Raw genomic sequence first — 24,919 nt, 5'->3', positions numbered from 1 at the left:
CACTCCCTGGCTGCACTCCTCGAGGATAGCCTGTCTAGTCCTGAAATAGGTTTACACCTGTTTCAGTCTCAAAACGCTCGATGCACCGCATCGGGCGTTTTGTATTTCAGGGACATGTGTGGCCTTTCCCCGTTGTAGATCAGCACCGACTCACCCACCATCTTCACTGCATCCGCCAGATTTTTAGGGCGATACAGCAGAAACTCGGTCTTCAAAATGCCGTTTATCCGTTCCGCCAGAGCATTCTGGTAGCAGTCATAGCCGTCGGTCATCGAGCATCTGATGCCATGACTGGCGTGCAAGCGCTGATAAAGCTCAGAGCAGTATTGGGCTCCGCGGTCTGAATGATGGATTAGTGGAAGCGTGGTTTGGCGTTCACCAACTGCCTTTTCCATCGCTTTGATCACCGACTCGGTATGCAAACTCGCATGCACATGATGGCCTACGATCTTGCGCGAGTAAGCGTCTGTCACCAGGCTCACATAAGCCACGCTTTCCTGTGTCGGCAGGTAGGTTATGTCTGCAACCCACACCTGCTCTGGCCTGTTGGGTACGATCTGCTTCTGGCCCGCTTTGAGCAGGTTAGGATGGCGGCGAAAGCGGTGATGGCTGTCCGTCGTTTTGTGGTAAGCCCGTTTGCGCACAACCAGTTCTCGAGCGTTGCGCAGGATGCTGAACAGGCGGTCTCTGCCGACCTGCACTGATGCGCCAAATTCGACGCTCATCAGGTAATGCAGCTTGCGCGTGCCGATCCGTGGCTGGCGTCGGCGCTTTTCAAGAACAAAGTCCATCACCTCTTGATCTTGGCGAGCCCTCGCGTCGAAAGCCCGATTTCGTTGGTAATATGCTTGGCGCGAAATGCCCATGAACAGGCAAGCCCTGGTGATGCTCAGGTCTTGGATTTGCCCTTGCGAGAGGACTTGCCGGGTCGCTTTTTTACGACAGAAACACCGTAGTCATTCTTCAGAACATTCACGACGGCTTCGAAGAACTGCGCTTTCTGGTTGCTTAGCGCCAACTGCTCTTCGAGCTCTTTGATCCGCTGCTCGGGTGTTAGCGGGAGGGGTGGCTCAGTCATGGACCTGCTCCTCGGTTCTCGAATTGAGGCGCCCTGACTCCAGTCCTGCCGGCCGTGCTTGCGCAGCCAGACCAGTACCGTGGACCGGCCCTGAATGCCGTAGCGCCGTTGAGCCTCTTTATAACTCAACTCGCCCTTTTCGACCTGGTCTACGACCGATAATTTAAAGGCTAGCGTGTAGTCACGCTGGCTTCGCCTTTTGCCCGCATCCATTGGCTCCTCCTGAAGATAGGTCAGAAGGTGTAAACCTTATTCAGGACGGGACAGCCAGTGCAAAAAAGCCCCGTACTTAATTCAGTACGGGGCTTTTTTCTACGCGTTAAAAGTCATACCGCAACCCCACATTCACCCCCAGCGGCTGCTTGATATTCTTCCCGGTGCTGTGCTCCAGATCCGCATGCAGCTTCAGGTTCTGCGACACCGACATCGCCACACCCGCACCCAGTTTCAAGCGCGAACCCGACAGGTCATTGTTGAACGCATTGTCGTTGACAAACACCTTATTGCTCTGGTCAAACTCATGGGCCACGGCGGCTTTCAGGTACGGCTGCACCACACTGCCGCTTTCCAGCTGGAAGTTGCGGCCAGCGGTTACACCCAGTTCACCGATCACCGAACTCGAACGATCACCCTTGGCGTGCAGGCCATTGTCGAGGGTGTAGCTCTGCGCCTGAGTGATTACCGCAGCCATCTGGCCGTATGGCTCAACGAAGAAGCCGTCATCCAGCGTGATATGGCGACCCACTTCAGCGGAAGCACCCACAGCATTTTGCGTGTAGTTGCCCTTGGCTTTCTTGCCGTCGCTCATGGCCACGCTGGACTCATTGTGCAAGCGGTTGAACTTGAGCACGCCATCAAAGTAGAAGCCGCTCTCGCTATCCAGCCAGGTCGCGTAGCCACCTACGTAGTAGCTCTTGATATCGGCCTTGCTGCCGCGATCCAGGTCCAGATCCGAGGTGCTGTGACCGGCCATGGCGCCGATCAGCCACTGGCCGTCACCTGCTTGCACCGGAGCATCGGCACCGATGGTAAAACCGCGCTGGGACTGGTTGTAGCCCAGGCCAGTCTTGTCGTTGGACACCTCGTACTTGTTGCCGTAGGCGCGGGTCCACAAGCCAGCGGACTGGCCCTCGCTGAAGCGAAGTTCACCCATGCGGGTACGCAGGTTGGTCATTTCACCCAGCAAAACACTCGGTGCCGCATTGAATAGCGACAGCACGGAGTTGGTACTCGGGCTGATCACTTTGTTGTCCGGGTCCAGGTACCAGTCGTGGTCGGCATTGTCGCCGATCAGGCCGTAGGAATAAGTGCCCACATCAACACGATCACCCAGAAGGCTGAAGGTGGCGCCGCCGTCGGCAGTGTGAACCACATGCAGACGATCATCAGACAAAGGGTCGGCTCCGGTACTGGCGATCAGCAACTTGTGGGCGCCAGACGAAGTGCCGGTCACATTGAGGAAGTCGCCAGTCAACGTAGAGAAATCCGCCTTCATCATGAAGGTACCGCCAGTGCCATTCAGGTTGGTCACATCCAACTGATGAAACGCCTCTGAATCACCGAACTTAACGTAACCGCCATTCATCGACAGCTCCTTAAGCTCCTCCTGGCCATCGACCAGCACCCAAGTGGCATCACTGTTGACGGCCAGCTTGTCGACGTTTTCCAGGCGGCCGGTGAGTACCGCACCGTTGTTCAGACCCACGTTGGCGGTGCCGCCGCTGTTAATGATATCGCCAGTCATGGAGGCGAAATCCAGGTTCAGGTCCAGCGCACTGCCGGCGCCTACCTGAATGTTGCCGGCCAGGTTGCTGTTGTTGACCAATACGTCAGCGGAGCCGCCGTTGATCACCTCCAACATGTTGCCGTTGCCACCCTCCAGCGTGGTGCCATTGACGAGCGTGATTGGCGTAGTACCAACCCCCGGTGAATCCACCACGATGGCGGCACCGGTTTCCCCAACTACCCGGGTGCCCTCAAGGTGAAAGCCGGCGGGTGTAGTCCCATCAGCAGTGCGAAACACATAGAGACCATTGGTGCCGCCGGTGATGCTGCCGCCTTGGGCGGTCAGGTTGCCGTCGATTGCCAGCATGCCAAACTCGCCGCCAATGACATCCGTGTTCGTCATCTGCAGCGTACTTTCCCGCCCCAGATTGACGCCATAGGTGGCGCCTTCTATCCGGCTGTTGGACACCTGGGCGTGACTGCCTACACCATCTTGCTCGCCCACGATCATCCCAATGCCGCTGGCGCTGGAAATTTGAGCATCGCGAATGGTTGCCTGGCTGCCGTACAACCGGACGCCGTGTTCGGAGCCCGCCACAACCTCGCCGCCATTCATTTCAAAGGTCGAATTCTGCGACAGGATGCTGAGAATCGAACCACCGTTGGAGGTCAGTTTGGCACCATCCTTCAGGGTGTAGCGATCAAAGGGGCTACCTGCATCAATGACAAGCTGCTGATCTGCGCCCAGGTCTACGGCGTACACGTGAGTTGCCGCCAGCGAAAAAGGAGCGATCGCCATGATTTTGATCGCGGCAGACAAGCGCGAACGTTTGAAAAGTACGTTGGTATTCATTGGGTAGAACCTCTAGTCGGATGACTGAACAAGCCAATCGATTACAGGACTCATCGACTCGGGCTTCAGAGGCGCAGAGATTACGTACCCGCAGAGGAACTTCATGTAGGCCGAATCTACGACCTTGTAGGACTTTCCTTAATGATGGATGGGCACAGCGTTGACGCGAACCGTCAGGGCAAAACCGATAACCCTTGAGGCATTGACCTCAAGGGTTATCGGGAACGACTCAGTGCATCCGGAACAGCGTTTCAGCCACAAGTACCACCGCCCAGGCGCTTGCGGGTGACGTACAAAATGGAAGGATCGGACTGTCCCGGAGTACCGCCCGCTCCGAGCACTTTGTAGTAAGCCTCGACACGCCCCTCGGTGACGGGAGAGATATAGGTGGTGAAGGGCACCGTAAACTCTTCGCCAGGGTGCCCGGCAAAGTGATCGAGGGTGACGGTCACGGGAGGGAACTCATGGTTGAGCACTTCAACGGTCGAGTAGAAGTCATCAGGCCCATAGAACACCCACACCAGGCTCACTTTGTCACCGATCTTCAACTTGCCTGGGCTGATGATTCTGGTTTTGATACCTGATGCAACGCCATGATCGCAATTCATGAAGCGGGAGCCGTCGCCAATACCGGAATCTATCGAATCTGGGTATTCAAGCGCAGCCAAATCTCCAATCACGAATGCTTTCACATCGATCGCGGTTGGCAAGGAGTCGATGAAGTTATTGTTGGTTCCGTTATTGAGGCTGTAATAGGCATCGTGCACACCGTTACCGGCCAGGGCAATGCCTGCTGCGGGAACCGTAATACTGAACTGTGTAGCCGTCTCGTCCGCCACGGTGACGGTGTAAGGCGGTGTCAGCATGGGCATGCCTTTCAAGTAAATCTGAATTCGATGACCCGCCGCTGCGCCGGTATACACATCAAAAGTAACCGTGGCATTACCCATATCACCCGGGCCGATTTCGTTGGTCAGGCCGCCAGCCGAGGTGAGTGTAAGCAGGCCGAGGTTAGGGTTGACCGGCCCAGGACCGCCCGGATCAGGTATCAGGCCCGGTGCTGAAAGATCCACTGGTACGTCGATTGTGGCGGAATTCGGGGAGGGACTACCGCTTCGAACAACATTGTAAAAGACCGGGGCAGTATAGGGTGCAGCCTCGCCTCCAAACGCCAAATCGAGCCATGGTATTGGAATGTCTTTAGGGAATATGAAGTTGGTTAGCTTGTGATAGAGCAGTCGCCCGTTAAAGCTGACAACGATTTCATCGCCAACTTCAGCATTATCGAAGCCCGTGATTCGAACATAAGCGCGATTCAACTGAGCATCTTCCCGATCCAGCGGCGCTTCAGGCACGACAGGCGGCTGCAGGTTTGAAGGGCTGGGGTCAACGGAAAGCGTTATGTCCGTCAGATAGGGGGGAAAGCTGGTTTCATTACCCGCTCGGTCTTTATAGATGTACGCCATTTGATAGATGCCTGAGGGCTTGCTCAAAATATCCGCAAGGGGCACGGTAACGTCTACCGGTGAATTATTGACGGGCAAATTGCTGACAGTGACAACCGGGGTCGGATCCGTGTAATGCCAGAAAAGCAACAGTTCATCACCCACCTGAGGATCGAGCCGACCGCTGCAGGTAACGGTGAACATGTTGCCCGGCACTGCGAGCAACTCCACTGTTACTTTGCCATCGACCACCCAGGACGGAAGCGCTACCTTCGCAGGCCGAGTCCTGGCGTGTGTGTCGTAACGGTCGATTGTAAAGTTCACCGGCTCTCTCGAACTATTGGTCGCCGGGTTAAAAAACACTTCATAGGTCAGGCTTTTGACACCGTGATCTCCCACTTGGGCTTGAGTGAGGGTATAAGGGCGAGGCCACACCAGGCCGGGAGCATCCAGGTTAGGACCGAGGTCTTCACGGGGCATGATGAGCACATTATTGAGCCTGATTTCCAGTTCGTGACGCGCTGCCGGGCCGCCTCCCCCTATGTTCCATCTGGGGACCGCGAACTGCAATCCGTCCAAGTAAAGCGTCTCGATACTCATCAGATTGGGCTGACCATCGGGTATGGGAGGCAGCGTATTCAACCCTTGGATTGGGTCAAGCGTACCTGCCCGTGGCGCCTTGCGCGTGGATCGAGGCTCTGTCAAAACCGAGCGAACAGCCGTCTTGGCTTTTTTCTTGGCTTTCTCGGCAGCTTTGGGCTCTTTGGGGCTTTTGGTTTTCTTTAAACTTGCCATCTTGGTTGACTCCGGAAGTGTATATAACTCGTCCGCTTCAAAAACAGACATAAGGCCATTTGTATTAAGCGCTCCAAAAAACATTCGCACACCTGTCAACATTGACAGGTGTGCGGTTTAACCAATGAATCTTCGTTAGTTGTATTTCCGCACACATACGCAAATCGCCGAACACAATAAGAATGTGCGCGATTACTTTGATTGGCGCTAATGCTGCATTTGCCGGCCCTGATGTAAACCAACAAGGGGGCCTAAGCCCCCCTTTCATTCAACCTGTTTTCTATTAGGATTTTGATTTTCCAGGCTTCGACTGCTTACCTGCCGGCGGAGCGAGACACGTCGACCCACCAGGCCGGATAAGATCAATCCGCGACGCTGTGAATGCTGACTTGCCAGTTGGGCCCGACGCTTTGTACAGACGGTAGTAAGTCAACCCTGAACCATTGCTTGGAATCAGCCCAGGCACCGTGATCAACGGATCGAAAGGTTCGATGTAGACCTCTACCACGCCGGCAGTTCTGTGGGCCTCCATCAGCTCCACTTCAAACCAGACCTGAGACCCCGGAATAGGCGGTCCGCCACCATTGGTGGTGCTGTGACTGCTCCAGAACAACCTGACCGTATCCCCGACTTCAAAATGAGTCGTGCTCCATGGAATCGCCATGATGACCGCCTCATAAGGCTGGGGGACGGTATCGCAAGTGATCCACTTGCTCGGGTGATTGTTCAGTAGGTTGGGGGCAAGCAGCCCCGTTAACGTGTCCAACTCAACCCGCACTTGGGTGGCAGGGCTACGTTGATAATTGACGCCGTTATAGGTCCAGTAATAAACCTCTACCAGCCCACCACCCGCGACGATCAAGGCCCACGGCACGTACAACTGCACGGTCTGCCCGGCGACATCCCCGGGATCAACCACTTTGATATCGGCAAATGCGGCGTCATTGCCCCAGAAAAGGCGCAGGTTTTCCCCCACCTCCGGATTAAAGAACAAAGGCACCTCGACCAAAACAGGGCCGGGTGAATCTGCCGGTGTAACAACGTTATCCTCAGTGACCCCTTTGACCGTTACAGACGCCAACACCGGGTTGATCGGATCGGGGCTGACCGGGGGCTCACCTGCCACCGTAGCATCGACTTCAATGAAGGTGTCCGGTGAGTTTTTGGTGAGCGATCCCCGCGCAAACTCGTACCAGACCCTTACCGGGTATCGAGCGTCAAACCCGCCGACCAGGAATACCATCCACGTTACATCCACGGGAATGGGCCAGATCTGTGTCGCGCCTACCGTAATCGTCGCCAGAACACGGGTGTTCCAACGCAGAGTAATGATATCTCCAGCAAGCGCCCCTACTATTTCGCGGATAGAGACGCTCACCCCTTGGCGGATATCATCCAGGTCAATCAGCCCATCGGTTTCTGCCCTAGGCACCAAAGGCCGGAGCAAGTCTGGCAAGGAAATCAGATTGATATCGAGTTTGACCGGATCGGAATAAGGCCCGATGTTGCCGACACGGTCCATAAACCTATAGGACGCCCACCTTTCACCACCACCACCGTTGCGAACAAACTCCTCGGGAATCAGGTACAGCAGTGGGTCACCGTCTTCAATGTGGCGCCGTTCAACGATCAAGCTGCCGACATAATTGATATTGGGGAGCGGCCCAAAGTAAAACATGACCACGTCCTCAGTGCGCATGACCAGGTAACGTGGAACTTCACTGGGGATACCTGCGTCAGCGGAGAGTTCGGCATCACTCACACCGTCAAGCGTATCGGCGCTGAATATCAATTCGGCGCCTGGGTTGTCCAGGTTGGGGGGGATATCGTCGACATCAATCAGCGTTCGGTCCGACTCTCCCGTCGGCAACAATACCCCACTGATCTCGTAATACATCTGGCTGATACCGGGCGTATCCAGCAACCACGCCGGTAGCGCTCTGGTGAACGGGAACAGGGCGCCGGGATCATAGGGGCCGAGGATATCCTCAGTCCACACATGGTCGCCCTTCCAGAAGTATCGAATGGTGGTGCGCACGTTAGTGGCTGCGTTATTGGGCGTCCACACGGTTGGAATGGTGACTTTGAAAGGCTGGCCCCGGACTGACAGGGGGATTTTGCGAGCGGCTTCATCCCATAACACTGGAAGGCCGTCTTCCGGCAGTGGGCCCGCCACCGCAAGTGTTGAAGCGACAGGCCCTACCGCAGGTGGCTTCTGTTTTCTTTTGTTGGGGCGGGCTTTTTTGCCGATGGTTTTTTTCTGTTGGCGTACCTTTGAGTCAGTCATCTCATTCTCCCCACGCAACCAAGATATGGCGACCATGGACTACTGCGCTGGCACGAACCCGCCGCCTACGGTCAGGAGAACAGTTAAAGCGTAAATTGCCTGAGTGGATACTGTCAGAACTCACAGGGCTGTATGGCGCAAACCTTGCTTGCGGTGTATCCAAGCGTGCTTAAAGCGGCGGCAAACGCCACTCGATCGGCGTCTCGCCATTCTGCTCAAGAAACTTGTTGGCCCGGCTGAAATGCCCACACCCCAGAAACCCGCGATACGCCGACAACGGCGACGGATGTACCGACGTCAGCACCAGGTGCTTGGTGGCATCGATCAGCTTCTGCTTGCCCTGGGCATGGGCGCCCCACAGCAGAAACACCAGGTGCGGCTGATGCTCGCTGACCACCTCGATAATCCGATCGGTAAAGAACTGCCAGCCCTTGCCCGCATGGGCGTTGGCGTTGGCACGCTCCACGGTCATGGTGGTGTTGAGCATCAACACGCCTTGGTCGGCCCAGCTTTGCAGGTAACCGTGGTTGGGGATGTCGATGTTCAAGTCGCGCTTGAGCTCTTTATAGATATTGACCAGCGACGGCGGCGCCGGCACGCCGGGCTGTACCGAAAAGCACAGCCCGTGGGCCTGGCCGGGGCCGTGGTACGGGTCCTGGCCGAGGATGACCACTTTGACCTTATCCAACGGTGTGGAGTTGAGCGCGTTGAAAATCAGCGGGCCGGGCGGATAGATCTCTTTGCCGGCGGCATGTTCCTGGCGCAGGAACTCGCGCAACTGAGCCATGTAGGGCTTCTCGAACTCATCGCGCAGGGCGTGTTTCCAGCTGGGTTCGAGTTTGATACGGTCGCTGTCGGTCATAGTTGAATTGTCTTGTAAAAAAAGAATGAGGCGAACCCTAGGAAAGCCGACCCTGCTTGTCAATTGATCTGACACACCACCGGCACTTCCCCACGAAGGGATCATACTCATCCTTCACCTTATCGATTGAGGTCACGATGAACCTGCACTTCGAAGAGCTGACCGGCAGCAACGGTGCCCGCATCGGCATCGCCAGCCTCGACGCTGAAAAATCCCTCAATGCCCTTTCCCTGCCGATGATCCTGGCCCTGTCCGAACGCCTGGACGCCTGGGCCAAAGACCCGAACATCGTCTGCGTGCTACTGCGTGGCAACGGACCCAAGGCATTCTGCGCCGGCGGTGAAGTGCGCAGCCTGGCACAGGCCTGTCGGGAACAGCCAGGCGCAGTGCCAGCCCTGGCGGCGCAATTTTTTGCGGCGGAATACCGTTTGGATTATCGCCTGCACACCTACCCGAAACCAGTGATTTGCTGGGGCCACGGCTATGTGCTGGGTGGCGGCATGGGCCTGCTGCAAAGTGCCGCAGTGCGTATCGTGACACCCAGCAGCCGGTTGGCCATGCCGGAGGTCAGCATCGGCTTGTACCCGGACGTTGGCGCCAGTTGGTTCCTGTCGCGCCTGCCGGGCAAACTGGGGCTGTTCCTGGGCCTTACCGGCGCCCATATCAATGGCCGCGATGCTCTGGACCTGGGCCTGGCCGACCGCTTCCTGCGCGACGATCAACAAGACGAACTGCTCGATGGCTTGCTGCAATTGAACTGGCAGGAGCAGACCGCGATGCAACTCAACAGCCTGCTCAAAGCGCTGGCCCAGGAAGCCGTCGACCAGCGACCCGAAGCGCAGTGGCTGCCGCGACGGGCACAGATCGATGAATGGCTGGATGTGGGTGATGTGCGGTGTGCCTGGCGCGCGTTAAGCCAACTGCGTGAGCACGCCGATCCCCTCTTCAGCCGTGCCGGCAAGACGCTGAGCGAAGGCTGCCCGCTGACTGCCCATCTGGTGTGGGAACAGATCCAGCGCGCCCGGCATCTGTCCCTGGCGCAGGTGTTCCAGATGGAATACACCCTGAGCCTCAATTGCTGCCGTCACCCGGAATTCAGCGAAGGGGTACGCGCGCGGTTGATCGACAAGGATCAGTCGCCGCATTGGCATTGGCCCGATATCAATACGATCCCAGAGGCGGTGGTGCAGGCGCATTTCAACAAGGCGTGGGAAGGCCGTCATCCGTTGGCCGACTTGTCGGATTACTAACGCCCATAAAAAGCGGCGCTTCATGCGCCGCTGGCAATACAGGCCTGTCAACGGTGACCGCCGCGGCCACCTCCGTGGTCCGAGCCGCGTCCATGCCCACCATTCCCCCAACGCTCGCCACCCCAGCCTTGGTTCGGATAAGGCCGGTAACCGGCACGCGGCCCATAGTAACGCGGGGCCGGCTGGTAATAACGCGGCGCCGGGTAATAACGCGGTTGTGGCGCGTAATAGCGCGGCGCGGGGTAATAGTCGCGGCGGTACGGGTACGCCGAGCCCCCACCGTAGTAGTAAACCGGCGCCGGTGAGGTGTAGACCTGCGAACGGTAATAACTCTGGCCGCCATCGTAATAGGGCACACAAGCGGAAAGGGTCAGACCGAGTAAAGCGCTGAGCAGCAGTCGTCGATACATGGCGGCCTCCTGGACCGCGGAAGAGCACCTCCAGCGACGCTGGAGGGCGGCATTCGGCTTTCACCGAATGACGAAATATCTGACATCAAAAACTGAATCTGGTGCGCTTTCGTAACGACTTGATACATCTGTTCGAGCTTTATCGATTCAGTAAATTTCTCTGGCTCGCAACCTTTCCAATTGCGATGATGTCACTATGACATTACACCACGCTAAAGAGTCTCTTGCGTGCGCCCTTCGCTACTATCGTCGGATTCGAGCCATGAAAATATCAACCAAGCTGCTGCTTTCATTCTTAATGTGTGCGTTGGTCACCCTCGGGGTCGGCCTGTTGGGGATCAAAGGGGTGGTTCGCCTCTCTACGGCACTGGAGCTGACGTTCTCCAACAACCTTGTTTCCGTGAGCAATACAGCCGCCACTCTCAACGGTCTTGTCGCCCATAACCGCGGACTGTACCGGTTGATGGATGCAAGCAACGGCAACGTGGCCCAACAAGACCGCGATCGCGTGCGTCAGGACATCGCCCAGGAACTCAAGCGCAGTCAGGGCGCCTACGCGACCTATCGCGCGACGCCGTTGGAAGATGACGAACGGGCAGCAGGAGACAAGCTGGACCAGATCTGGCCCACCTACATCAGCAGTTCCGAACACATCATGGCGCTGCTTGACGGCGGTCAGGTCGAGCAGGCCCGCACTCAACTGAACACCACCAACAATGAACTGTTCCGCCAGGCGCGCGAGTTGATCCGCGTGATGATCGAGTCCAATAACCGCCAGATCAAGGAAGGTGCCGTCGCCGCCGATGAGCTGCGTGCCAGCGCGTTGGCCTGGATGATCAGCGGTATTGTCCTGGCGTTCATCATTGCGATCACGGTGGGTGTATTGATCACCCGCCTGATCACCCGCCCCATCGCCCAGGCCGTGGAGAGCGCGCAACGCATTGCCAAGGGCGATCTGACCCAGGCTATCGTCACCGAACGCACCGACGAAGCCGGACAACTGCTGATGGCGCTGTCGGACATGCAGGGCGGTTTGAAAAGCACCCTGGTGGAAATCGCCAACGCCTCCGACCAGCTGGCTTCGGCCGCCGAAGAACTGAGCGCCGTCACCGATGAAAGCAGCCGTGGCCTGACCCGGCAAAATGATGAAATTCAACAAGCCGCCACCGCCGTCAACCAGATGACCGCCGCCGTGGACGAAGTCGCGAGCAATGCCGTCTCCACCTCGGAAGCTTCGCGCCAAGCCACCACCGAGGCCGAGGACGGACGCCAACAAGTCGAACAAGCCGTGTCCGGCATGCGTTCGATGGTGGGTGAGATCAACGATTCCACTCAGTCGGTTGCAGACCTTGCCGGCCAGGTACGGGAAATCGGCAAGGTGATCGATGTGATCCGTGGGATCGCCGACCAGACCAACCTGCTGGCCCTGAATGCGGCCATCGAGGCGGCTCGTGCGGGTGAGCAAGGTCGTGGCTTCGCAGTGGTCGCCGATGAAGTGCGGGCACTGGCCCACCGCACTCAAATCTCGACCGTCGATATTGAAAAGATGATTGGCGAAGTCCAGACCGGCGCCGATGATGCGGTCGCGGCAATGAACAAGAGCCTGACCTGGGCCAACAACACCCAAACCCTGGCGCAGAACGCTGGTGAAGCGCTGCAACGGATCACCGCCAGCGTGGCGAAGATCAATGAACGCAACCTGGTCATCGCGTCCGCCTCGGAAGAGCAGGCACAGGTGGCCCGCGAAGTGGACCGCAACCTGCTGAACATCCAGGATTTGTCTACCCAAACGGCCGCCGGTGCTCACCAGACCAATGCGTCCAGCCAGGACCTGTCGCGTTTGGCCACTTCGTTCAACGTACTGGTCAGCAAGTTCCAGCTCTAAGTAGCCTGCACCTGGTGGGCCCTGTATCGTGCAGGGCACACCGGAACCTTGCCCGAACCTGCCCATGACCACGCCAACCCTTTGCCCTGCCTGCGGCGCCCGCAACGATTGCACACTGGCAGACCCACGTACTGTCGACCATGCATGCTGGTGCTACGGCGTCACCATCGACCCGGCCGTGCTTGAGGCCCTGCCTTTGGAAGTGCGCAACAAGGCTTGTCTGTGTCCACGCTGCGCTCAGGTGGATGAGCAATTGCGCGGGGCTGAGCTGAAGTAATGCGAGTTGATCGCTTCCTCAGTAACCTGCCACGTTTCAATCGTAAGCAAGTGCGCCTGCTACTGGTTGAGCGGCGCGTGTCGGTGAATGGCATGGCCATCAGCGATCCCCATTATGAGGTGCGGGAGTTCAGTCGCGTGTGTGTTGACGATGAAGTGCTGCAGGCGGGCAAACCGGCCCGCTACTTCATGTTGCACAAACCCCAGGGGTACGTGAGCGCCACGGCGGACATGCAGCATCCAACCGTGCTGGATTTACTCGATGAGCCGGACAGACATGAGCTGCACATTGCCGGTCGTCTGGACTTCAACACCACCGGTCTGATGCTGATCACCAATGACGGCCAATGGTCGCGGCGACTGACGCAGCCACAGACCAAACTCCCCAAGGTCTACCTTGTGGAGACCGAACAGGTCATTGGCCCCGAATATGCGACGACCTTTGCCAAAGGCCTGTATTTCGCCTTCGAAGACCTCACCACCCAACCCGCCGAACTGCAATTGCTGGGGCCGACCACCGCACGGCTGAGCATCGTCGAAGGCCGCTACCACCAGGTGAAACGCATGTTCGGGCACTTTGATAACAAGGTGATCGGCCTGCATCGCGAGCGAATGGGCCCTTTAGTGCTGGATGCGGCCCTTACGCCGGGCCAGTACCGGGCGCTGACCGACGATGAAATCCGAATGGTCTGACGACCGTTCAGCCGGTGATGGCAAAAAACCGCCTCACCGCCTTGCAGGGTCGCACCTCTGCTGCTTGACTCAGGATCACCCGTTTAAATATGACTGGCGAGTCGCCTATAACCTCCAAGAAACAACTTGCCCCGCCCGCTCTTGATCTACGGGCCTCTCAGGCATACAGCCCACCATAACGACACCCATCGGCCAGCCGTCATCGGGCCGACATGGGCCCTCCCTTTCCAGGCGTATGCCTACCTGTCACAAAGCTCGTGCAGAGTGATCTGCGCGCCCTACCCGCTTGCCAGGAGTCTTACGACATGAGGCCAGAAATCGCTGTGTTGGATATACAGGGTCAGTATCGGGTTTACACGGAGTTCTATCGCGCGGATGCTGCTGCAAAGACCATCATCCTGGTCAACGGCTCCATGGCCACCACGGCATCCTTCGCCCAAACCGTGAAAAGCCTGTACCCGCAATTCAATGTGGTTTTGTACGACCAGCCCTACGCTGGCCGCTCCAAAATCCATAACCGCCATGAGCAGATGCTGACGAAGGAAGTCGAAGGCCAGATCCTGCTGGAGCTCATCGATCACTTCGCCGCCGAACACGTACTGTCTTTTTCCTGGGGCGGTGCCGCTGCGCTGGTCGCCCTCGCCCACCGCCCCCGCCGCGTGGAAAAGGCCGTGATCAGTTCGTTCTCGCCAGTGATCAACGCACCGATGCGCGACTACCTCGAACGCGGTGTCGACTACCTCGGCAACCTCGACCGCGACCGCGTCGGCCACCTGGTCAACAGCACCCTCGGCAAACACCTGCCATCACTGTTCAAGCGCTTCAACTACAAGCACGTGAGCAGCCTGGCCGAACATGAGTATGGGCAGATGCACTTTCACATCAGCCATGTGCTCAACAGTGATCGCCTGTGCTACCTCAAGGCGGCCAGGCAGATCGACATTCCGGTGTTATTCCTCAACGGCGAATGGGACGAATACACCAGCGCCCAAGACGCCAAGCTATTTAGCCAGCATGTGGCGAACAGCAGCTTCAGTACCATCCAGGCGACAGGGCATTTCCTGGACATGGAACACAAGGCGGCGTGCCGGGACAGCCGGGATGCGGTGGTGGGCTTCTTGAAACCGGAGCGACAGGTCAGCCGGCCGCGCTATCACCAGGGCCAGACACAGCATGCCTTTGCGATTTGAAATGAAGATTTATTGTGGCGAGCAAGCTTGCTCGCCACATGTAAGCCACACATTTTTGAAGAAAAACTTCAAATCCCAGCGAACATCTGGTACAAAGTCAGCCGCTCTGAGCGGGTATAGTTTAATGGTAGAACAGTAGCTTCCCAAGCTTCCGACGAGGGTTCGATTCCCTCTACCCGCTCCACTTAAATTCTCGTTTCGCGTCAGGTTGGCTTTTGACGGGAAATGCCTAAAAAACCGGTCCTTGATGGCCGGTTTTTTTATGGCTGCGATGTGCGGGAAGGACCGATCGGCGCATTGCGCATTCCGTTTACGCTGGCCTCGTCCCTGTAGCATCTGGAATTTTTTGGCTCCCCTCCCCCTTGGTATGGGCGGCCTGGGAAGGCAAGCCTATTCAGTGCGCCAAGTGACCTAGGCGACTTGATCCACGCGGTCCTGCGCCGCCTCCACCAGCATCAGCCCCAACTCGATCATTTGCTGAATCGCAAGGGCCAGGTAGCGCTGTTGGGAAGGCAGGGTTTCGGCGAACTCATTGGTCATGGCTCCCGCGCCGGCGATGGTTTCGTAGGCGTTGGCGAGCAGTGCTTCGGTGTTGGCTTCGGGACGGACGCTGAACAGTTTTACGGATGGATTACATGAGTCATTACACATCTGTTGATCCTCGGTAAGGACCACCACCCAATGGGTTAGGGTGGCAGCTGTACGCAGGTTAGTAGACCGGGAAAATTCATCCGAAAAAACCGGCGCGCCCGAAGACGCCCTACGTACAGCTACCAATAAGCACAGGCATGAAAGTGCCTGACGGTAAGGACAGCCGTACGCCGGATAAATTTTCAACGGGCTACTAAACCCGACCGCTGATGGGCAGCGGCAGACGAACCTTAAAGAGGTCGCCCAAGACGCACAACTCGGACGATTCTGATGGTTGTGTAGGCAATGCCGCAAGGTTCGAATACAGCCTCTATCCCCGAACTGCCACTGCAAATTTTGGCAACAGGAAAACCTTCAAGAACGTTTGAAACCGAAGCGCTCCCCACGCATCCTCCCCAGCCTTCGCCATCTGCCATTCCTATTGCCAGCAAGTATCCACTTGGATACAGTTAGGCCACGCGAGGTCCTGTGAGCTATTTGATCCAGCAAACCCAAGCCTTCATTAACTGGCGTTCAGAAGTACGCGACCTACGAGCAAAGATCGCAATAGGTCGACGTATCGAAAGAGCCAGCATGGGTAACCTGGGCGATATCAAGACACTAGGTAACGGCATCTCAGAAATGCGGATAGACGTTGGTTCGGGTTATCGAATTTATTTCACTTTGCGAGGTAAGGTGATCGTCATCTTGCTGGTAGGCGGTGACAAGTCTTCCCAGGACACTGATATCCGTAGAGCAAAAAAATTGGCAAAAGAGGTTTGATCATGAAACAAACGCTGACGACATTTGATATGGCCGAACTGCTCGACAGCGACGAGGCCATCAGTGAATACCTCTCTCAGGTTCTGGCCGACGGCGACAATCAAGAATTTCTTCGCGCCATCGGCTACGTGGCTAAAGCCCGAGGAATGACAAAGATCGCTGCCGAAGCGGGCATGGGTCGTGAGAGCCTTTACAAGGCATTCGCCCCTGGCGCAAAACCTCGCTTCGAAACTGTACTCAAAGTACTCCACTCCCTCGGTATCGATCTATTTGCGCGGGCTGGACATCCGGTCGACCGCTCGATTATTTGAGCTCGAAGCCCCGCCGCACCACCCACGCCAACGGCAACGTCACTAGCAACACCCCCGCCAATACCATCACCGCCACCGACACGCCCAACGCATCCCCCACCCCGCCGAACACCACCGGCGCCAGCGCACCACCACCGATGGTGCCAGTGTAGAACACCGCAAACGCCTGCTCTCGCTTCCCCGCGCCCGCCAGTTCAGGCACGGCACCGTACAGCACCGAAGACGTACCGTTGAGCACCAGGCCCAGTAACGGCAGCATCGCCATCAACCCGCTCAGTGACAAATACACGGCGGCAACAATCAGCAACGCGGTGCTGGTTTCCGTCAGCCACACGGTTTTCATCATGCCGATGCGCGCCCCCAGGTAACCGCAGAGCAATTTGCCGAATGCGCCACCGATAAACAACAGCGTCAGGGCCAGGCCGATACCGGCAGTGCCCGCGCCTTTCGCTTGCAGCAGAAATGGCAGGAAGGTCAGAAAACCCATACGCACGGCACTGTCGAGGGTGCCGGTGAGAATCAAGGCGCGCAGGCCGGTGACAGAGCCACTTCCGCCGAAGGATTTGGTGTTTTTTGTAGAGGTGGATTTGGACACCTGCGTGGGAACCAACCACCACAGCAGCCCCGCCGCCGCCAAGCCGAGCAACCCCAGCAACGTCGCGCTGGCACGCCAGCTGATGACGGTGAGCAGCAGACCAACCAAACCCGGAATCAGGGTTTTGCCGATATCGCCGGAAAAGTTGTACTGGGACAGTGCCTGCTTGATTCCGCCACCGCCCTCGTAGGCGTCGCTGATCATCGAAGAGGCCAGCGGGTGCTGGGTGCTGGCGCCCAAGCCACCTAACAGAAGTCCCAGCAGTAACATCAACAGCCCAGTGGCTTGGCCCACCAGCAAGAACGCCATACCGGCAAGTGCTGTGCCGCCCACCAGCATCGATACACGGCCCCAGCGTTTCGCGGCGCGACTGGCTATGAGTTGGAACACTGCCATCATCCCGGAATAAGCACCGCGTAACAGTCCGAGCTGGGCGTAGGACAGCGCGAACTGCGCCTGCCAGATCGGCAATAACACGTAGATGACATCGGTAAGACCATCATGCACGGCATGGGCGCTGCAGCCGGCGATCAAGGTACGGCGGCGGTTTGAGGTGTCGTTCATGACGTCGGGATCAGTTGAGGTTTAACGGGCTTCCAGCCAGTGAGCGCGATAAACAAGGTCAACACCTGTAAGGCGATAATCAGCACCACACACCCGGCCCAGCCCCAACGCTCCCAGATCAACGCAGGGACAATCGCACCGCAACTGCCGCCCAGGTAGTAACAGGTGAGGTACACGCCCACGGCGCCTGCTTTGTTGTCACCTGCGGTCGCGGTGGTGAATGCGTTGGCCGCCGCCTGGGCCAGGAACACGCCAGTCGAACTGAGCGAAAGGCCTGCAACAATGCACCACAAAGAGGGCAACAGCGTCAGCGCGGAACCGGCAATACCCAGCACCGCAGCCACGCTCAGCAGTTCAGCATGTGGCCGGGCCTTGCTGAGGCGGCCAGCGATAGGGATCACGATCAGCGCCAGCAGGAACACCATGTACAGCGTGCCCAACGCAGCAGGCCCCATGCTGAAAGGCGGTAATCCGAGATACAAACCTGCGTAGGTAAACACCGCTACCTGGGAAAACAGCACGCAAAAGCCTACCGCATAGGCGGCCAATAAAGGTTTGCGAAAAACCGTCGAGAACGAAGTCTCTACCCTTACGGGTCGTGCGCGGCTGACCGGCAACAAGAACTGAATAAAACCACCCACCATCAGACTCAGCACCGCGAGCAATTCAAAGGATTCGCGCCAGCCCACGTACTCCGTGATCACACCCGTGACGAAGCGCCCGGCAAACCCACCCAACACCGTCCCAGCCACGTAAAGGCTGGTGACCTCCGTGACCGTTCCGCCGCTCCAGCGGTCGCCGATATACGCCACGCTGGTGGCAAACACCATCGGAATCAACATGCCTTCGACAAACCGCCACACCAGCACCTCGGCAAAGCTGTCGGCATAGGCGGTCATCAACGCCGGCACCGCCAGCAACAACGCCGCCACGCTGATCACCGTGCGTTGCTCGAAGCGTCCGGTCAGTCGGCTGACAAAGGGCGCAGTGATCGCCACGGCCAAGGTCGTCACCGTAATACTCCACCCCGCTGCCTTGGCGCTGATCTGAAACTGCGCAGCAAAGGTCTGCAGGATGCTCTGGGTGGCGTACAGGTTGAGAAACGCCGCGCAACCACACAGGAACAGGGCAAGACGGGCACAATGCAGGCGCGGTTTCATGAAACCTCTCGTTTTATTTTGTGAGGTCTTTATAGAATGGCCGGCAGGTCTAAAACCAATACCGATTTCGGACCGATCAATACCCAAGGACCAGGATGTTCGACCTACGCAAGCTGCGTTACTTTCTGACGGTCGCCGAAGAACTGCACTTCGGCCGCGCGGCCATTCGCCTGCACCTCGCGCAGCCACCGCTGACCCGGCAAATATCGGCGCTGGAAACCGAGCTGGGCTTCAAGTTGTTCGATCGCACCAGCCGTACGGTCACCCTCACCGCGCAAGGCCGGTCGTTCCTGCCCTACGCCCGTGGTGTGCTGGAACAGGTGGAGTTGGCACAAGTGATCGCCGGCAAACTGGCGGCGGGCACCGCAGGACAACTGACGTTGGGGTATGTGAGTTCGATCGCGCTGTCGGACCTGTTCAGCCAGGCGATCCAGGCATTTGCCCAGCGCTTCCCTGATGTGCAGTTGACCCTGGTGGAATGCTCCTCCGGCAGTCTGGGCGCGCAGGTGGCGGATGGGCGGCTGGATATCGGCTTGAGTCGCCTGTTGCCGCAAGACGAAGCGGTGCAAGCACTGTCCCTGGGCGAAGAAAGGCTGGTGGCCGCCGTGCCCAGTGAGAGCCCATTGGCGGGTCAGCCAAGCGTCAACCTGGCGCAACTCAGTACCTACCCGTTGATCCTGTTTCCGGCGGATTATGGGTCGGGGCTCAACCAGTCCATCGAGCAGCTTTACCGACACCATGGCCAGCCTTTACGCCCGGGCCCGACCGGGCGGCAGATCACGTCTATCATTGCGCTGGTGGCCGCCGGGCAAGGTGTGGCATTGGTGCCGGAATGTACGCAGAGTCTGATGAATAAAGGTGTGACGTACCGGCCGCTGGCGGAAGTGGATGCGCGTGCGCAATTGTTGTTACTGATTCGCCCCCCAGAGCGGCGTAGCCCGTTAGTGGACGCGTTTACGTCAGTGATTAAGCAAATGCCGACTGCATATCCACAAACGGATAACGGATTGTAAAGCCATCTAATGCTCACTCAGGAACGCCTCAGATGCTCATAGTCAAACCCAGCTACTCAAGGCACCCCACCTACAAGGTGATCGGCCTGGTACTGATCCTGCCGCTGATGATCTCGTTGATGAGGCTGGGGGGGACGGGTGTGCTATTAGCCCTTGCGACTTCAGCCTATGGCGCCTGGTTCGCAGTTCGGTACGCCAGTACAAGGCTGAAGGTGACGGCGGTACTGGTCACGTTGCTCAATCTCCTCGCGACGGTGTTGCTATCAACCCCCTCGGTGTTGATGGCCCTCGGTTACATCGCGTGGTTATACGCTTATCCAGCGCTCTCGGAGTGGCTTTACTGGCAGCGTTGAATTTGACCGCAAGAAACGTGGTTTACCCATAGGCTCGCCGCTCTAAACTCCCACCACACCCACCTTCAGGAGCCCGCTCATGCCCTACGAATACACGCTCATGCCCTCCCCTGTCGGCCAACTGACCCTGGTGGCGCGTAACGGCAAACTCAGCGCCATCCTGTGGGAAACGGAGCGCGCCAACCGTGTGCGCCTGGGCGAATTGTATGAAGCGCCTGAAAACCCGGTGCTGCGGGAAACCGAACGTCAGTTGCAGGAGTACTTCGCCGGTACTCGCAACCAATTCGATCTGGAACTGGACTTCGCCGGCACTGACTTCCAGAAACAAGTCTGGCAGGCCTTGCTGACCATTCCCTTTGGCGAAACCCGCAGCTACAGCCAGATCGCCCAGCAGATCGGCAACCCGAAAGCCGTGCGCGCGGTGGGCGCGGCCAACGGGCGCAACCCCATCTCGATCATTGCGCCGTGCCATCGGGTGATCGGCGCATCGGGCGGACTGACCGGCTTTGCAGGTGGATTGCAAGCCAAGCAGTATTTGCTGGCTTTGGAAGGTACTGGCCAGGTCGAACTGACGTTCTAACAACGCAAATCAAATGTAAAAAGAAATTTCAAAGAATCCCTGCGGTCCATTACTTCATCACCCCCTTCCAAGGAAAACGGTCATGAAATTCTCCGCAGTCTCCCAATCCCTGTCCCGCTGGGCCGGCAGCCCACGCACGTTCTACGCGGCGGTGGCGTTGATCCTGGCGTGGAGCCTGAGCGGGCCGTATTTCCATTACAACGACACCTGGCAACTGATCATCAACACCTCGACCACCATCATCACCTTCCTGATGGTGTTCCTGATCCAGAACACGCAGAACCGCGACAACGACATCTTGCACATCAAGATCGATGAACTGCTGCGTGTGTCCAAGGACGCCCAAAATGCTGTGCTCAGCCTGGATGGCCTGGACCGCAAAGAACTGGAAAAACTGCGCCAGGAATACCGCAGCCTCGGCAACACGGGGACCGTCAGTTTGAACAGCAGCTGTGGCCAGGCTGCCGACGATGCGGCGCCGACCAAAACCGATTTGAACCAGGCGTAAAAAAACGGCGGTTGGAGGGCATCCAACCGCCGCTGTTCATTTCAAATGAAGCAATCAACCGTCGCCTTGATGGCCTTTGGCATAGTTCGATGCCAATGCACGGGCCTTCTGCAGACGCTCTTCCAACTTGGGCAGCGTCTCATCCACCAACGCTTTTATTTCCGGCACATCCGAGGCCGCACCTTCGCGTTTGAACAGCGCAATGGCGTCCTCGTTTTCCTTCACTTGCTGCGCGGTGTAGGCCGCATCGAATGAATCGCCATCCTTGAGTTCAGGCATCAGGGTTTCTGCCTTATCAACGATTTTCTCGCGTGGTGCTACCGGCAAGTCGAGCTTCTTGGCGATGGCCGCCAGGTGCTGATTGGCCAGGGTTCGCTCGTTGATCACCTCAATGGTGTAGTCCTTGATTTCCTGGGACGAGGTCTTGGCGTGGGCCATGCGACTGGTTTCGATATCGGCCATACCTTTAGCCGAAGCCTGCTCGATGAATTCAGCAGGCGACTGGGCGAAAGCATTGCTGGCGCCGAGGCCCAGCAGCATCGCGAAACTGGCGGTGCGTAACCGGATAGCCATGCGGCTCATGATGGGTTCCTCCAGGGTAAAAATAAGGGCGGGAGAACACACTCCGCCCTCAATTCGAATTTTCAGGGCGGCAAAGGTTTAGAAAAAACTCGCCAGTGCGACGAACGGTCATCATCAAATCAGGCGGATTTGCTGCCAAACAAGCCAGGCAATGCGTGCGCCAGCGCGTTGATGGCGAAACCGATAAACATCACGCCGCAGAGTCTGGTGATCAGGATTTCATGGCGCTGATACACCGTGCGCACCCGCTGGGCGCCCACCACCCCGATCAGAATTGCGTAGGCCAGCAGGCCGCCGACGAAGCTCAGGAGGATCAGAGACGGCAGCATCGACCAGGTCAGCAACTCGGCACGACTGGACAACAATGCCGTAAAGGTTGCCACGGCGACCGGGTACGCCTTGGGGTTGGTCAGGCCAAACAGAATGCCGTGCCAGAATGGATGCCGCGCCGCGCCCTGAGGCGCATCGCTGCTGCGACGCTGGGTACGAATCGCGCGCCAGCCCAGCCAAAACAGGTACAGGCCACTGAGCACGCCGAGCACATCAAAGGCGCTGCTGCCCACTTCCCGCGCGCCAACGATGGCGACCAGTGCAGTGGAGCACCACACCACATCCCCCAGCAGATGCCCGCACAAGAAACCCGCTCCCGCACGGCGACCACGGGCGGCGCCGATGCCAAACACGGCCAGTACGCCCGGGCCGGGTGTAATACCGTAGATGAAACCCGAAGCGAGGACGGCGAGCAGCAAGGATGGGGTCATGGGCGCAACTCAAACTGAGGGTTGGAGGTGGAGGGATTCTGCACGTTCCCGCACTAGGGGTAAAACTTCATTCCCGCATAGGGCTTGGCGCGACAGGCTTGCAGCCGCGAGTCCAGGTCGCCGACATGGGCTTCGAGCTTGTGCCCATCGGGGTCGAGAAAATAGAACGAGGCACCCTCACTGCGGTTGTCGCGCCACTCTTCTACTTTTGCCGCTCGCAGACGCTCTACAAACTCGATGAAATCAGTCCCAGCCACTGTAAATGCGTAATGCGTGTAATCAGCCGCCGGCTTCGAGCCACGCAGTGGATCGAGCGATAAACATAACCAGAGCCCCGGCAGCGAGAGATAGGCGCCGGCATCCCAGGTAGCGTCGAGGTGAAGTTGCAGCTGCTCATGGTAGAAGTGGATGCTGCGCGGCAAGTCGGTGACGGCCAGGGTCAGGTGGTTGAAACCGGTGAGCATTGATACTCCTTTCACAATCAGAGCGCCCCAGACGAACGGGGGAAACCAGGGACGCGGTGACAATGTAGTATGTTGCACTACATGTCACTACAACGAGGTCGTCATGTCTGTCATGTCCCTACGTATGCCGGAAGATGTCGCTGATACGCTTGCCAGTCTCGCCAAGGCCACCGGGCGCAGCAAATCCTTTCTGGCGGTTGACGCATTACGCGAATACCTCACGCGCGAAGCCTGGCAGATTGAGGAAATTCAAAAAAAGCACTGAAAGAAGCGGATGCGGGTGATTTCGCTACCGCTGCCGAGGTAAAAGCTGTCGCTGACAAATGGCGCACGCGTGCAGGCTGAGTGGCTGAAGGCAGCCCTCAGGAACCTTGACGATGAAGCCGCTTATATTGCCGAAGAAAATCCAAAAGCTGCACACGAATTTGTCCTCAGTTCAGCGCCACTCGGGCCCGCGCGTTGGCAACCGCAGGCTGATCAGCCCTTATCGAGGGTGCGCAATTTTTGCGGCAAGCCCCACAACAGCAACGCCGCCGCCAACAATGCGCACACCCCGATCACATACAGCGCCGGCGTGGTGCTGCCAGTGAGGTCCTTGATCCGCCCGACCATCACCGGGCTGACGATGCCACCGAACTGACCGAGGGTATTGATCACCGCAATACCACCCGCCGCGCCAGCACCGGCACCGGCCAGCAACTTGGGCGGCAGGGTCCAGAAGGTCGGGATCGAGGCGATGATGCCCGCGCCCAACATGCCCAGGGCGATGATCAGGAAGGTGGTGTGGTCGGCAAAAATGCCAGCACTGAAGAAGCCCACCGCCCCGAGCACCACCAGGCCGCAGACAAACTTGCGCCGTTCACCCGTGGCGTCCGACAGCCGCCCGATCACCACCATGCTGATGGCGCCACACACATAAGGAATCGCTGTGAGCAGGCCGATCATCACCGGGCTCTGGGTGCCGGCACTGCGGATCAGTTGTGGCGCCCAGAAGTTGAGCCCGTAGGACGCCACCTGAATCAGGAAGTAGATAAAGCCAAGCATCAGGAACCCAGGAATACGGATTGCCGACAGCAGCGACCCACCGTGCTGGTTAGGTTCATGCTTGGCGATGCGGCTCGACAACAACGTTTTCTCCGCCGCCGTCAGCCAATGGGCGTCTTCGATACGGTCTTTGAGCAACGTCAGCACCAGAAAGCCCAGACCAATACACGGCAAACCGCCGAGCAGGAAAAGCCAATGCCAGCCGCGCATCTGCAAGACACCGTCGAGGTGTTCCAGCACCAACCCGGAAAACGGCGCGCCCACCAGACCGGCAAAGGCCGACGCCAGGAACAGCATCGACGTGATGCGCCCACGGAAATGCTGCGGGAACCACAGCGTCAGGTAATACAGCACGCCAGGGGCAAAGCCAGCCTCCATCGCACCGATGATGAAGCGCAGCCCATAGAACTGCCATTCGGCGGTGACAAACACCATGGCCGCCGTCGCCAGGCCCCATGACATCATGATCCGCGCAATCCACCGCCGCGCGCCGACCTTGTACAACATCATGTTGCTCGGCACTTCGAATATCACATACCCCACCACAAACAACCCGGCACCCAGGCCATAAGCGGTGTCGCTCAGGCTCAGGTCCGCCTGCAGTTGGAACTTGGCGAAGCTGATGTTGATGCGGTCAAAAAACGCGAACAGGTAGCACACCATGATCAGCGGCATCAGGCGCCAGGCGACCTTGCTGACCAGGGCTTTTTCGGCATCGATTTCAGCGGCCGGGCGCGCGCCGACCTCCAACGTATTAGTGCTCATGGTTTCTCTCCAGCGGGCTGCTCACAGGCGCCCGATTGTTTTTGTTGTCTGGTACGG

Annotated in this window: 24 protein-coding genes, 1 tRNA gene and 2 pseudogenes; 14 read left to right on the top strand and 13 right to left on the bottom strand. The window is 58.0% G+C overall.

The features are described from left to right. Positions 1-68 precede the first annotated feature (68 nt). The 5 genes from LVW35_RS06975 to ung form a co-directional block, all read right to left on the bottom strand. Positions 69-1,291 (bottom strand): IS3 family transposase gene (locus LVW35_RS06975; RefSeq protein WP_233892000.1). Its coding sequence is split into 2 segments (ribosomal slippage): positions 69-940 and positions 940-1,291, totalling 1,224 coding nucleotides; the frame shifts between segments, so codons are not numbered across the junction. A gap of 106 nt (positions 1,292-1,397) precedes the next feature. After that, entirely contained in the window at positions 1,398-3,656 is a 2,259-nt protein-coding gene (locus LVW35_RS06970; RefSeq protein ID WP_233894432.1) for an autotransporter outer membrane beta-barrel domain-containing protein, read from the bottom strand. A gap of 251 nt (positions 3,657-3,907) precedes the next feature. Continuing rightward, positions 3,908-5,980: a hypothetical protein gene (locus tag LVW35_RS06965; protein WP_233894430.1), complete on the bottom strand. Its 2,073-nt coding sequence runs from the start codon at positions 5,978-5,980 to the stop codon at positions 3,908-3,910. A 199-nt stretch (positions 5,981-6,179) separates the two neighbouring features. After that, positions 6,180-8,183 carry a hypothetical protein gene (locus LVW35_RS06960; protein ID WP_233894428.1) on the bottom strand — a complete coding sequence of 668 codons (2,004 nt, stop codon included), beginning with the start codon at positions 8,181-8,183 and terminating at the stop codon, positions 6,180-6,182. Between the two features lie 169 nt (positions 8,184-8,352). After that, positions 8,353-9,045 carry a uracil-DNA glycosylase gene (gene ung, locus LVW35_RS06955; RefSeq protein ID WP_233894426.1) on the bottom strand — a complete coding sequence of 231 codons (693 nt, stop codon included), beginning with the start codon at positions 9,043-9,045 and terminating at the stop codon, positions 8,353-8,355. A 137-nt stretch (positions 9,046-9,182) separates the two neighbouring features. On the opposite strand from ung, the gene LVW35_RS06950 reads away from it, so the two are divergent. Then, positions 9,183-10,295, top strand: a complete 1,113-nt coding sequence (locus LVW35_RS06950) for an enoyl-CoA hydratase/isomerase family protein (RefSeq protein WP_233894424.1) — start codon at positions 9,183-9,185, stop codon at positions 10,293-10,295. 47 nt (positions 10,296-10,342) lie between these two features. Here LVW35_RS06950 and LVW35_RS06945 read toward each other — a convergent pair whose 3' ends face one another. Further along, positions 10,343-10,705 (bottom strand): hypothetical protein, encoded by a 363-nt coding sequence (locus LVW35_RS06945; RefSeq protein WP_233894422.1) that lies wholly within the window; start codon positions 10,703-10,705, stop codon positions 10,343-10,345. A gap of 262 nt (positions 10,706-10,967) precedes the next feature. Here LVW35_RS06945 and LVW35_RS06940 point away from each other — a divergent pair, with 262 nt between their 5' ends. The 5 genes from LVW35_RS06940 to LVW35_RS06920 all read left to right on the top strand — a co-directional run bounded on the left by LVW35_RS06940 (position 10,968) and on the right by LVW35_RS06920 (position 14,933). Further along, entirely contained in the window at positions 10,968-12,590 is a 1,623-nt protein-coding gene (locus tag LVW35_RS06940) for a methyl-accepting chemotaxis protein (protein WP_233894421.1), read from the top strand. A gap of 64 nt (positions 12,591-12,654) precedes the next feature. Then, positions 12,655-12,867 (top strand): cysteine-rich CWC family protein, encoded by a 213-nt coding sequence (locus LVW35_RS06935; protein ID WP_233894420.1) that lies wholly within the window; start codon positions 12,655-12,657, stop codon positions 12,865-12,867. Beyond that, complete coding sequence (locus tag LVW35_RS06930; RefSeq protein ID WP_233894419.1) at positions 12,867-13,559, top strand: 16S rRNA pseudouridine(516) synthase; 693 nt, start codon at positions 12,867-12,869, stop codon at positions 13,557-13,559. Before LVW35_RS06935 ends, LVW35_RS06930 begins: the two co-directional genes overlap by 1 nt. A 305-nt stretch (positions 13,560-13,864) precedes the next feature. Further along, positions 13,865-14,749, top strand: coding sequence for an alpha/beta fold hydrolase (locus LVW35_RS06925; protein WP_233894418.1), 885 nt, complete (start codon positions 13,865-13,867; stop codon positions 14,747-14,749). A gap of 110 nt (positions 14,750-14,859) precedes the next feature. Further along, a tRNA-Gly gene (locus LVW35_RS06920) sits at positions 14,860-14,933 on the top strand. Between the two features lie 227 nt (positions 14,934-15,160). Here the strand turns inward: LVW35_RS06920 and LVW35_RS06915 are convergent. Next, positions 15,161-15,400 (bottom strand): DUF6124 family protein, encoded by a 240-nt coding sequence (locus LVW35_RS06915; RefSeq protein ID WP_095015065.1) that lies wholly within the window; start codon positions 15,398-15,400, stop codon positions 15,161-15,163. 468 nt (positions 15,401-15,868) lie between these two features. Here LVW35_RS06915 and LVW35_RS06910 point away from each other — a divergent pair, with 468 nt between their 5' ends. Together LVW35_RS06910 and LVW35_RS06905 are read left to right on the top strand one after the other, a co-directional pair. Further along, entirely contained in the window at positions 15,869-16,162 is a 294-nt protein-coding gene (locus LVW35_RS06910) for a type II toxin-antitoxin system RelE/ParE family toxin (RefSeq protein ID WP_068937614.1), read from the top strand. A gap of 2 nt (positions 16,163-16,164) precedes the next feature. Next, on the top strand, positions 16,165-16,473 hold the full coding sequence (locus LVW35_RS06905; RefSeq protein ID WP_016975142.1) for an addiction module antidote protein: 309 nt from the start codon (positions 16,165-16,167) through the stop codon (positions 16,471-16,473). Here LVW35_RS06905 and LVW35_RS06900 read toward each other — a convergent pair. Further along, complete coding sequence (locus LVW35_RS06900) at positions 16,466-17,632, bottom strand: MFS transporter (protein ID WP_233894417.1); 1,167 nt, start codon at positions 17,630-17,632, stop codon at positions 16,466-16,468. The two genes, LVW35_RS06905 and LVW35_RS06900, sit on opposite strands and share 8 nt — an antisense overlap. Continuing rightward, positions 17,629-18,792 (bottom strand): MFS transporter, encoded by a 1,164-nt coding sequence (locus LVW35_RS06895; RefSeq protein WP_233894416.1) that lies wholly within the window; start codon positions 18,790-18,792, stop codon positions 17,629-17,631. The genes LVW35_RS06900 and LVW35_RS06895 overlap by 4 nt, the downstream gene beginning before the upstream one ends. A gap of 95 nt (positions 18,793-18,887) precedes the next feature. On the opposite strand from LVW35_RS06895, the gene LVW35_RS06890 reads away from it, so the two are divergent. The 4 genes from LVW35_RS06890 (at position 18,888) to LVW35_RS06875 (ending at position 21,246) form a co-directional block, all read left to right on the top strand. Then, complete coding sequence (locus LVW35_RS06890) at positions 18,888-19,805, top strand: LysR family transcriptional regulator (RefSeq protein ID WP_233894414.1); 918 nt, start codon at positions 18,888-18,890, stop codon at positions 19,803-19,805. Positions 19,806-19,837: 32 nt separating this feature from the next. After that, positions 19,838-20,158 carry a hypothetical protein gene (locus LVW35_RS06885; protein ID WP_233894413.1) on the top strand — a complete coding sequence of 107 codons (321 nt, stop codon included), beginning with the start codon at positions 19,838-19,840 and terminating at the stop codon, positions 20,156-20,158. Positions 20,159-20,237: 79 nt separating this feature from the next. Beyond that, positions 20,238-20,738, top strand: coding sequence for a methylated-DNA--[protein]-cysteine S-methyltransferase (locus tag LVW35_RS06880; RefSeq protein ID WP_233894412.1), 501 nt, complete (start codon positions 20,238-20,240; stop codon positions 20,736-20,738). An 82-nt stretch (positions 20,739-20,820) separates the two neighbouring features. Beyond that, entirely contained in the window at positions 20,821-21,246 is a 426-nt protein-coding gene (locus LVW35_RS06875) for a low affinity iron permease family protein (protein WP_233894411.1), read from the top strand. Positions 21,247-21,300: 54 nt separating this feature from the next. On the opposite strand, the gene LVW35_RS06870 is transcribed toward LVW35_RS06875, so the two are convergent. The 3 genes from LVW35_RS06870 to fos all read right to left on the bottom strand — a co-directional run bounded on the left by LVW35_RS06870 (position 21,301) and on the right by fos (position 23,053). Beyond that, a complete protein-coding gene (locus tag LVW35_RS06870) occupies positions 21,301-21,828 on the bottom strand; it encodes a DUF4142 domain-containing protein (RefSeq protein WP_233894410.1) in 528 nt (175 codons plus the stop codon). A 119-nt stretch (positions 21,829-21,947) separates the two neighbouring features. Beyond that, entirely contained in the window at positions 21,948-22,589 is a 642-nt protein-coding gene (locus LVW35_RS06865) for a LysE family translocator (protein ID WP_233894409.1), read from the bottom strand. Positions 22,590-22,642: 53 nt separating this feature from the next. After that, positions 22,643-23,053: a fosfomycin resistance glutathione transferase gene (gene fos, locus LVW35_RS06860; protein WP_233894408.1), complete on the bottom strand. Its 411-nt coding sequence runs from the start codon at positions 23,051-23,053 to the stop codon at positions 22,643-22,645. 103 nt (positions 23,054-23,156) lie between these two features. Here fos and LVW35_RS06855 point away from each other — a divergent pair. Next, positions 23,157-23,398: pseudogene (locus LVW35_RS06855) on the top strand (CopG family ribbon-helix-helix protein). After that, positions 23,388-23,483: pseudogene (locus LVW35_RS06850) on the top strand (type II toxin-antitoxin system RelE/ParE family toxin); the annotation flags it as partial. The pseudogenes LVW35_RS06855 and LVW35_RS06850, both read left to right, overlap by 11 nt. A 47-nt stretch (positions 23,484-23,530) precedes the next feature. Here the strand turns inward: LVW35_RS06850 and LVW35_RS06845 are convergent. Next, on the bottom strand, positions 23,531-24,862 hold the full coding sequence (locus LVW35_RS06845; protein ID WP_233894406.1) for an MFS transporter: 1,332 nt from the start codon (positions 24,860-24,862) through the stop codon (positions 23,531-23,533). Positions 24,863-24,919: the final 57 nt, after the last annotated feature.

The organism is Pseudomonas sp. HN11 (assembly GCF_021390155.1).
Classification (GTDB): Bacteria; Pseudomonadota; Gammaproteobacteria; order Pseudomonadales; family Pseudomonadaceae; genus Aquipseudomonas.
This window is presented reverse-complemented; position numbering and strand designations above follow the sequence as displayed.

Bases quoted from the DNA above. Each gene is read 5' to 3' on its own strand.
- LVW35_RS06890 (WP_233894414.1), top strand. From the start codon at position 18,888: ATGTTCGACCTACGCAAGCTGCGTTACTTTCTGACGGTCGCCGAAGAA.
- LVW35_RS06870 (WP_233894410.1), bottom strand. From the start codon at position 21,828: ATGAGCCGCATGGCTATCCGGTTACGCACCGCCAGTTTCGCGATGCTG.
- LVW35_RS06895 (WP_233894416.1), bottom strand. From the start codon at position 18,792: ATGAAACCGCGCCTGCATTGTGCCCGTCTTGCCCTGTTCCTGTGTGGT.
- LVW35_RS06945 (WP_233894422.1), bottom strand. From the start codon at position 10,705: ATGTATCGACGACTGCTGCTCAGCGCTTTACTCGGTCTGACCCTTTCC.
- ung (WP_233894426.1), bottom strand. From the start codon at position 9,045: ATGACCGACAGCGACCGTATCAAACTCGAACCCAGCTGGAAACACGCC.
- LVW35_RS06935 (WP_233894420.1), top strand. From the start codon at position 12,655: ATGACCACGCCAACCCTTTGCCCTGCCTGCGGCGCCCGCAACGATTGC.
- LVW35_RS06930 (WP_233894419.1), top strand. From the start codon at position 12,867: ATGCGAGTTGATCGCTTCCTCAGTAACCTGCCACGTTTCAATCGTAAG.
- LVW35_RS06865 (WP_233894409.1), bottom strand. From the start codon at position 22,589: ATGACCCCATCCTTGCTGCTCGCCGTCCTCGCTTCGGGTTTCATCTAC.
- LVW35_RS06925 (WP_233894418.1), top strand. From the start codon at position 13,865: ATGAGGCCAGAAATCGCTGTGTTGGATATACAGGGTCAGTATCGGGTT.
- LVW35_RS06900 (WP_233894417.1), bottom strand. From the start codon at position 17,632: ATGAACGACACCTCAAACCGCCGCCGTACCTTGATCGCCGGCTGCAGC.
- LVW35_RS06950 (WP_233894424.1), top strand. From the start codon at position 9,183: ATGAACCTGCACTTCGAAGAGCTGACCGGCAGCAACGGTGCCCGCATC.
- LVW35_RS06960 (WP_233894428.1), bottom strand. From the start codon at position 8,183: ATGACTGACTCAAAGGTACGCCAACAGAAAAAAACCATCGGCAAAAAA.
- LVW35_RS06915 (WP_095015065.1), bottom strand. From the start codon at position 15,400: ATGTGTAATGACTCATGTAATCCATCCGTAAAACTGTTCAGCGTCCGT.
- LVW35_RS06885 (WP_233894413.1), top strand. From the start codon at position 19,838: ATGCTCATAGTCAAACCCAGCTACTCAAGGCACCCCACCTACAAGGTG.
- LVW35_RS06970 (WP_233894432.1), bottom strand. From the start codon at position 3,656: ATGAATACCAACGTACTTTTCAAACGTTCGCGCTTGTCTGCCGCGATC.
- LVW35_RS06905 (WP_016975142.1), top strand. From the start codon at position 16,165: ATGAAACAAACGCTGACGACATTTGATATGGCCGAACTGCTCGACAGC.
- LVW35_RS06965 (WP_233894430.1), bottom strand. From the start codon at position 5,980: ATGTTTTTTGGAGCGCTTAATACAAATGGCCTTATGTCTGTTTTTGAA.
- fos (WP_233894408.1), bottom strand. From the start codon at position 23,053: ATGCTCACCGGTTTCAACCACCTGACCCTGGCCGTCACCGACTTGCCG.
- LVW35_RS06880 (WP_233894412.1), top strand. From the start codon at position 20,238: ATGCCCTACGAATACACGCTCATGCCCTCCCCTGTCGGCCAACTGACC.
- LVW35_RS06940 (WP_233894421.1), top strand. From the start codon at position 10,968: ATGAAAATATCAACCAAGCTGCTGCTTTCATTCTTAATGTGTGCGTTG.
- LVW35_RS06875 (WP_233894411.1), top strand. From the start codon at position 20,821: ATGAAATTCTCCGCAGTCTCCCAATCCCTGTCCCGCTGGGCCGGCAGC.
- LVW35_RS06845 (WP_233894406.1), bottom strand. From the start codon at position 24,862: ATGAGCACTAATACGTTGGAGGTCGGCGCGCGCCCGGCCGCTGAAATC.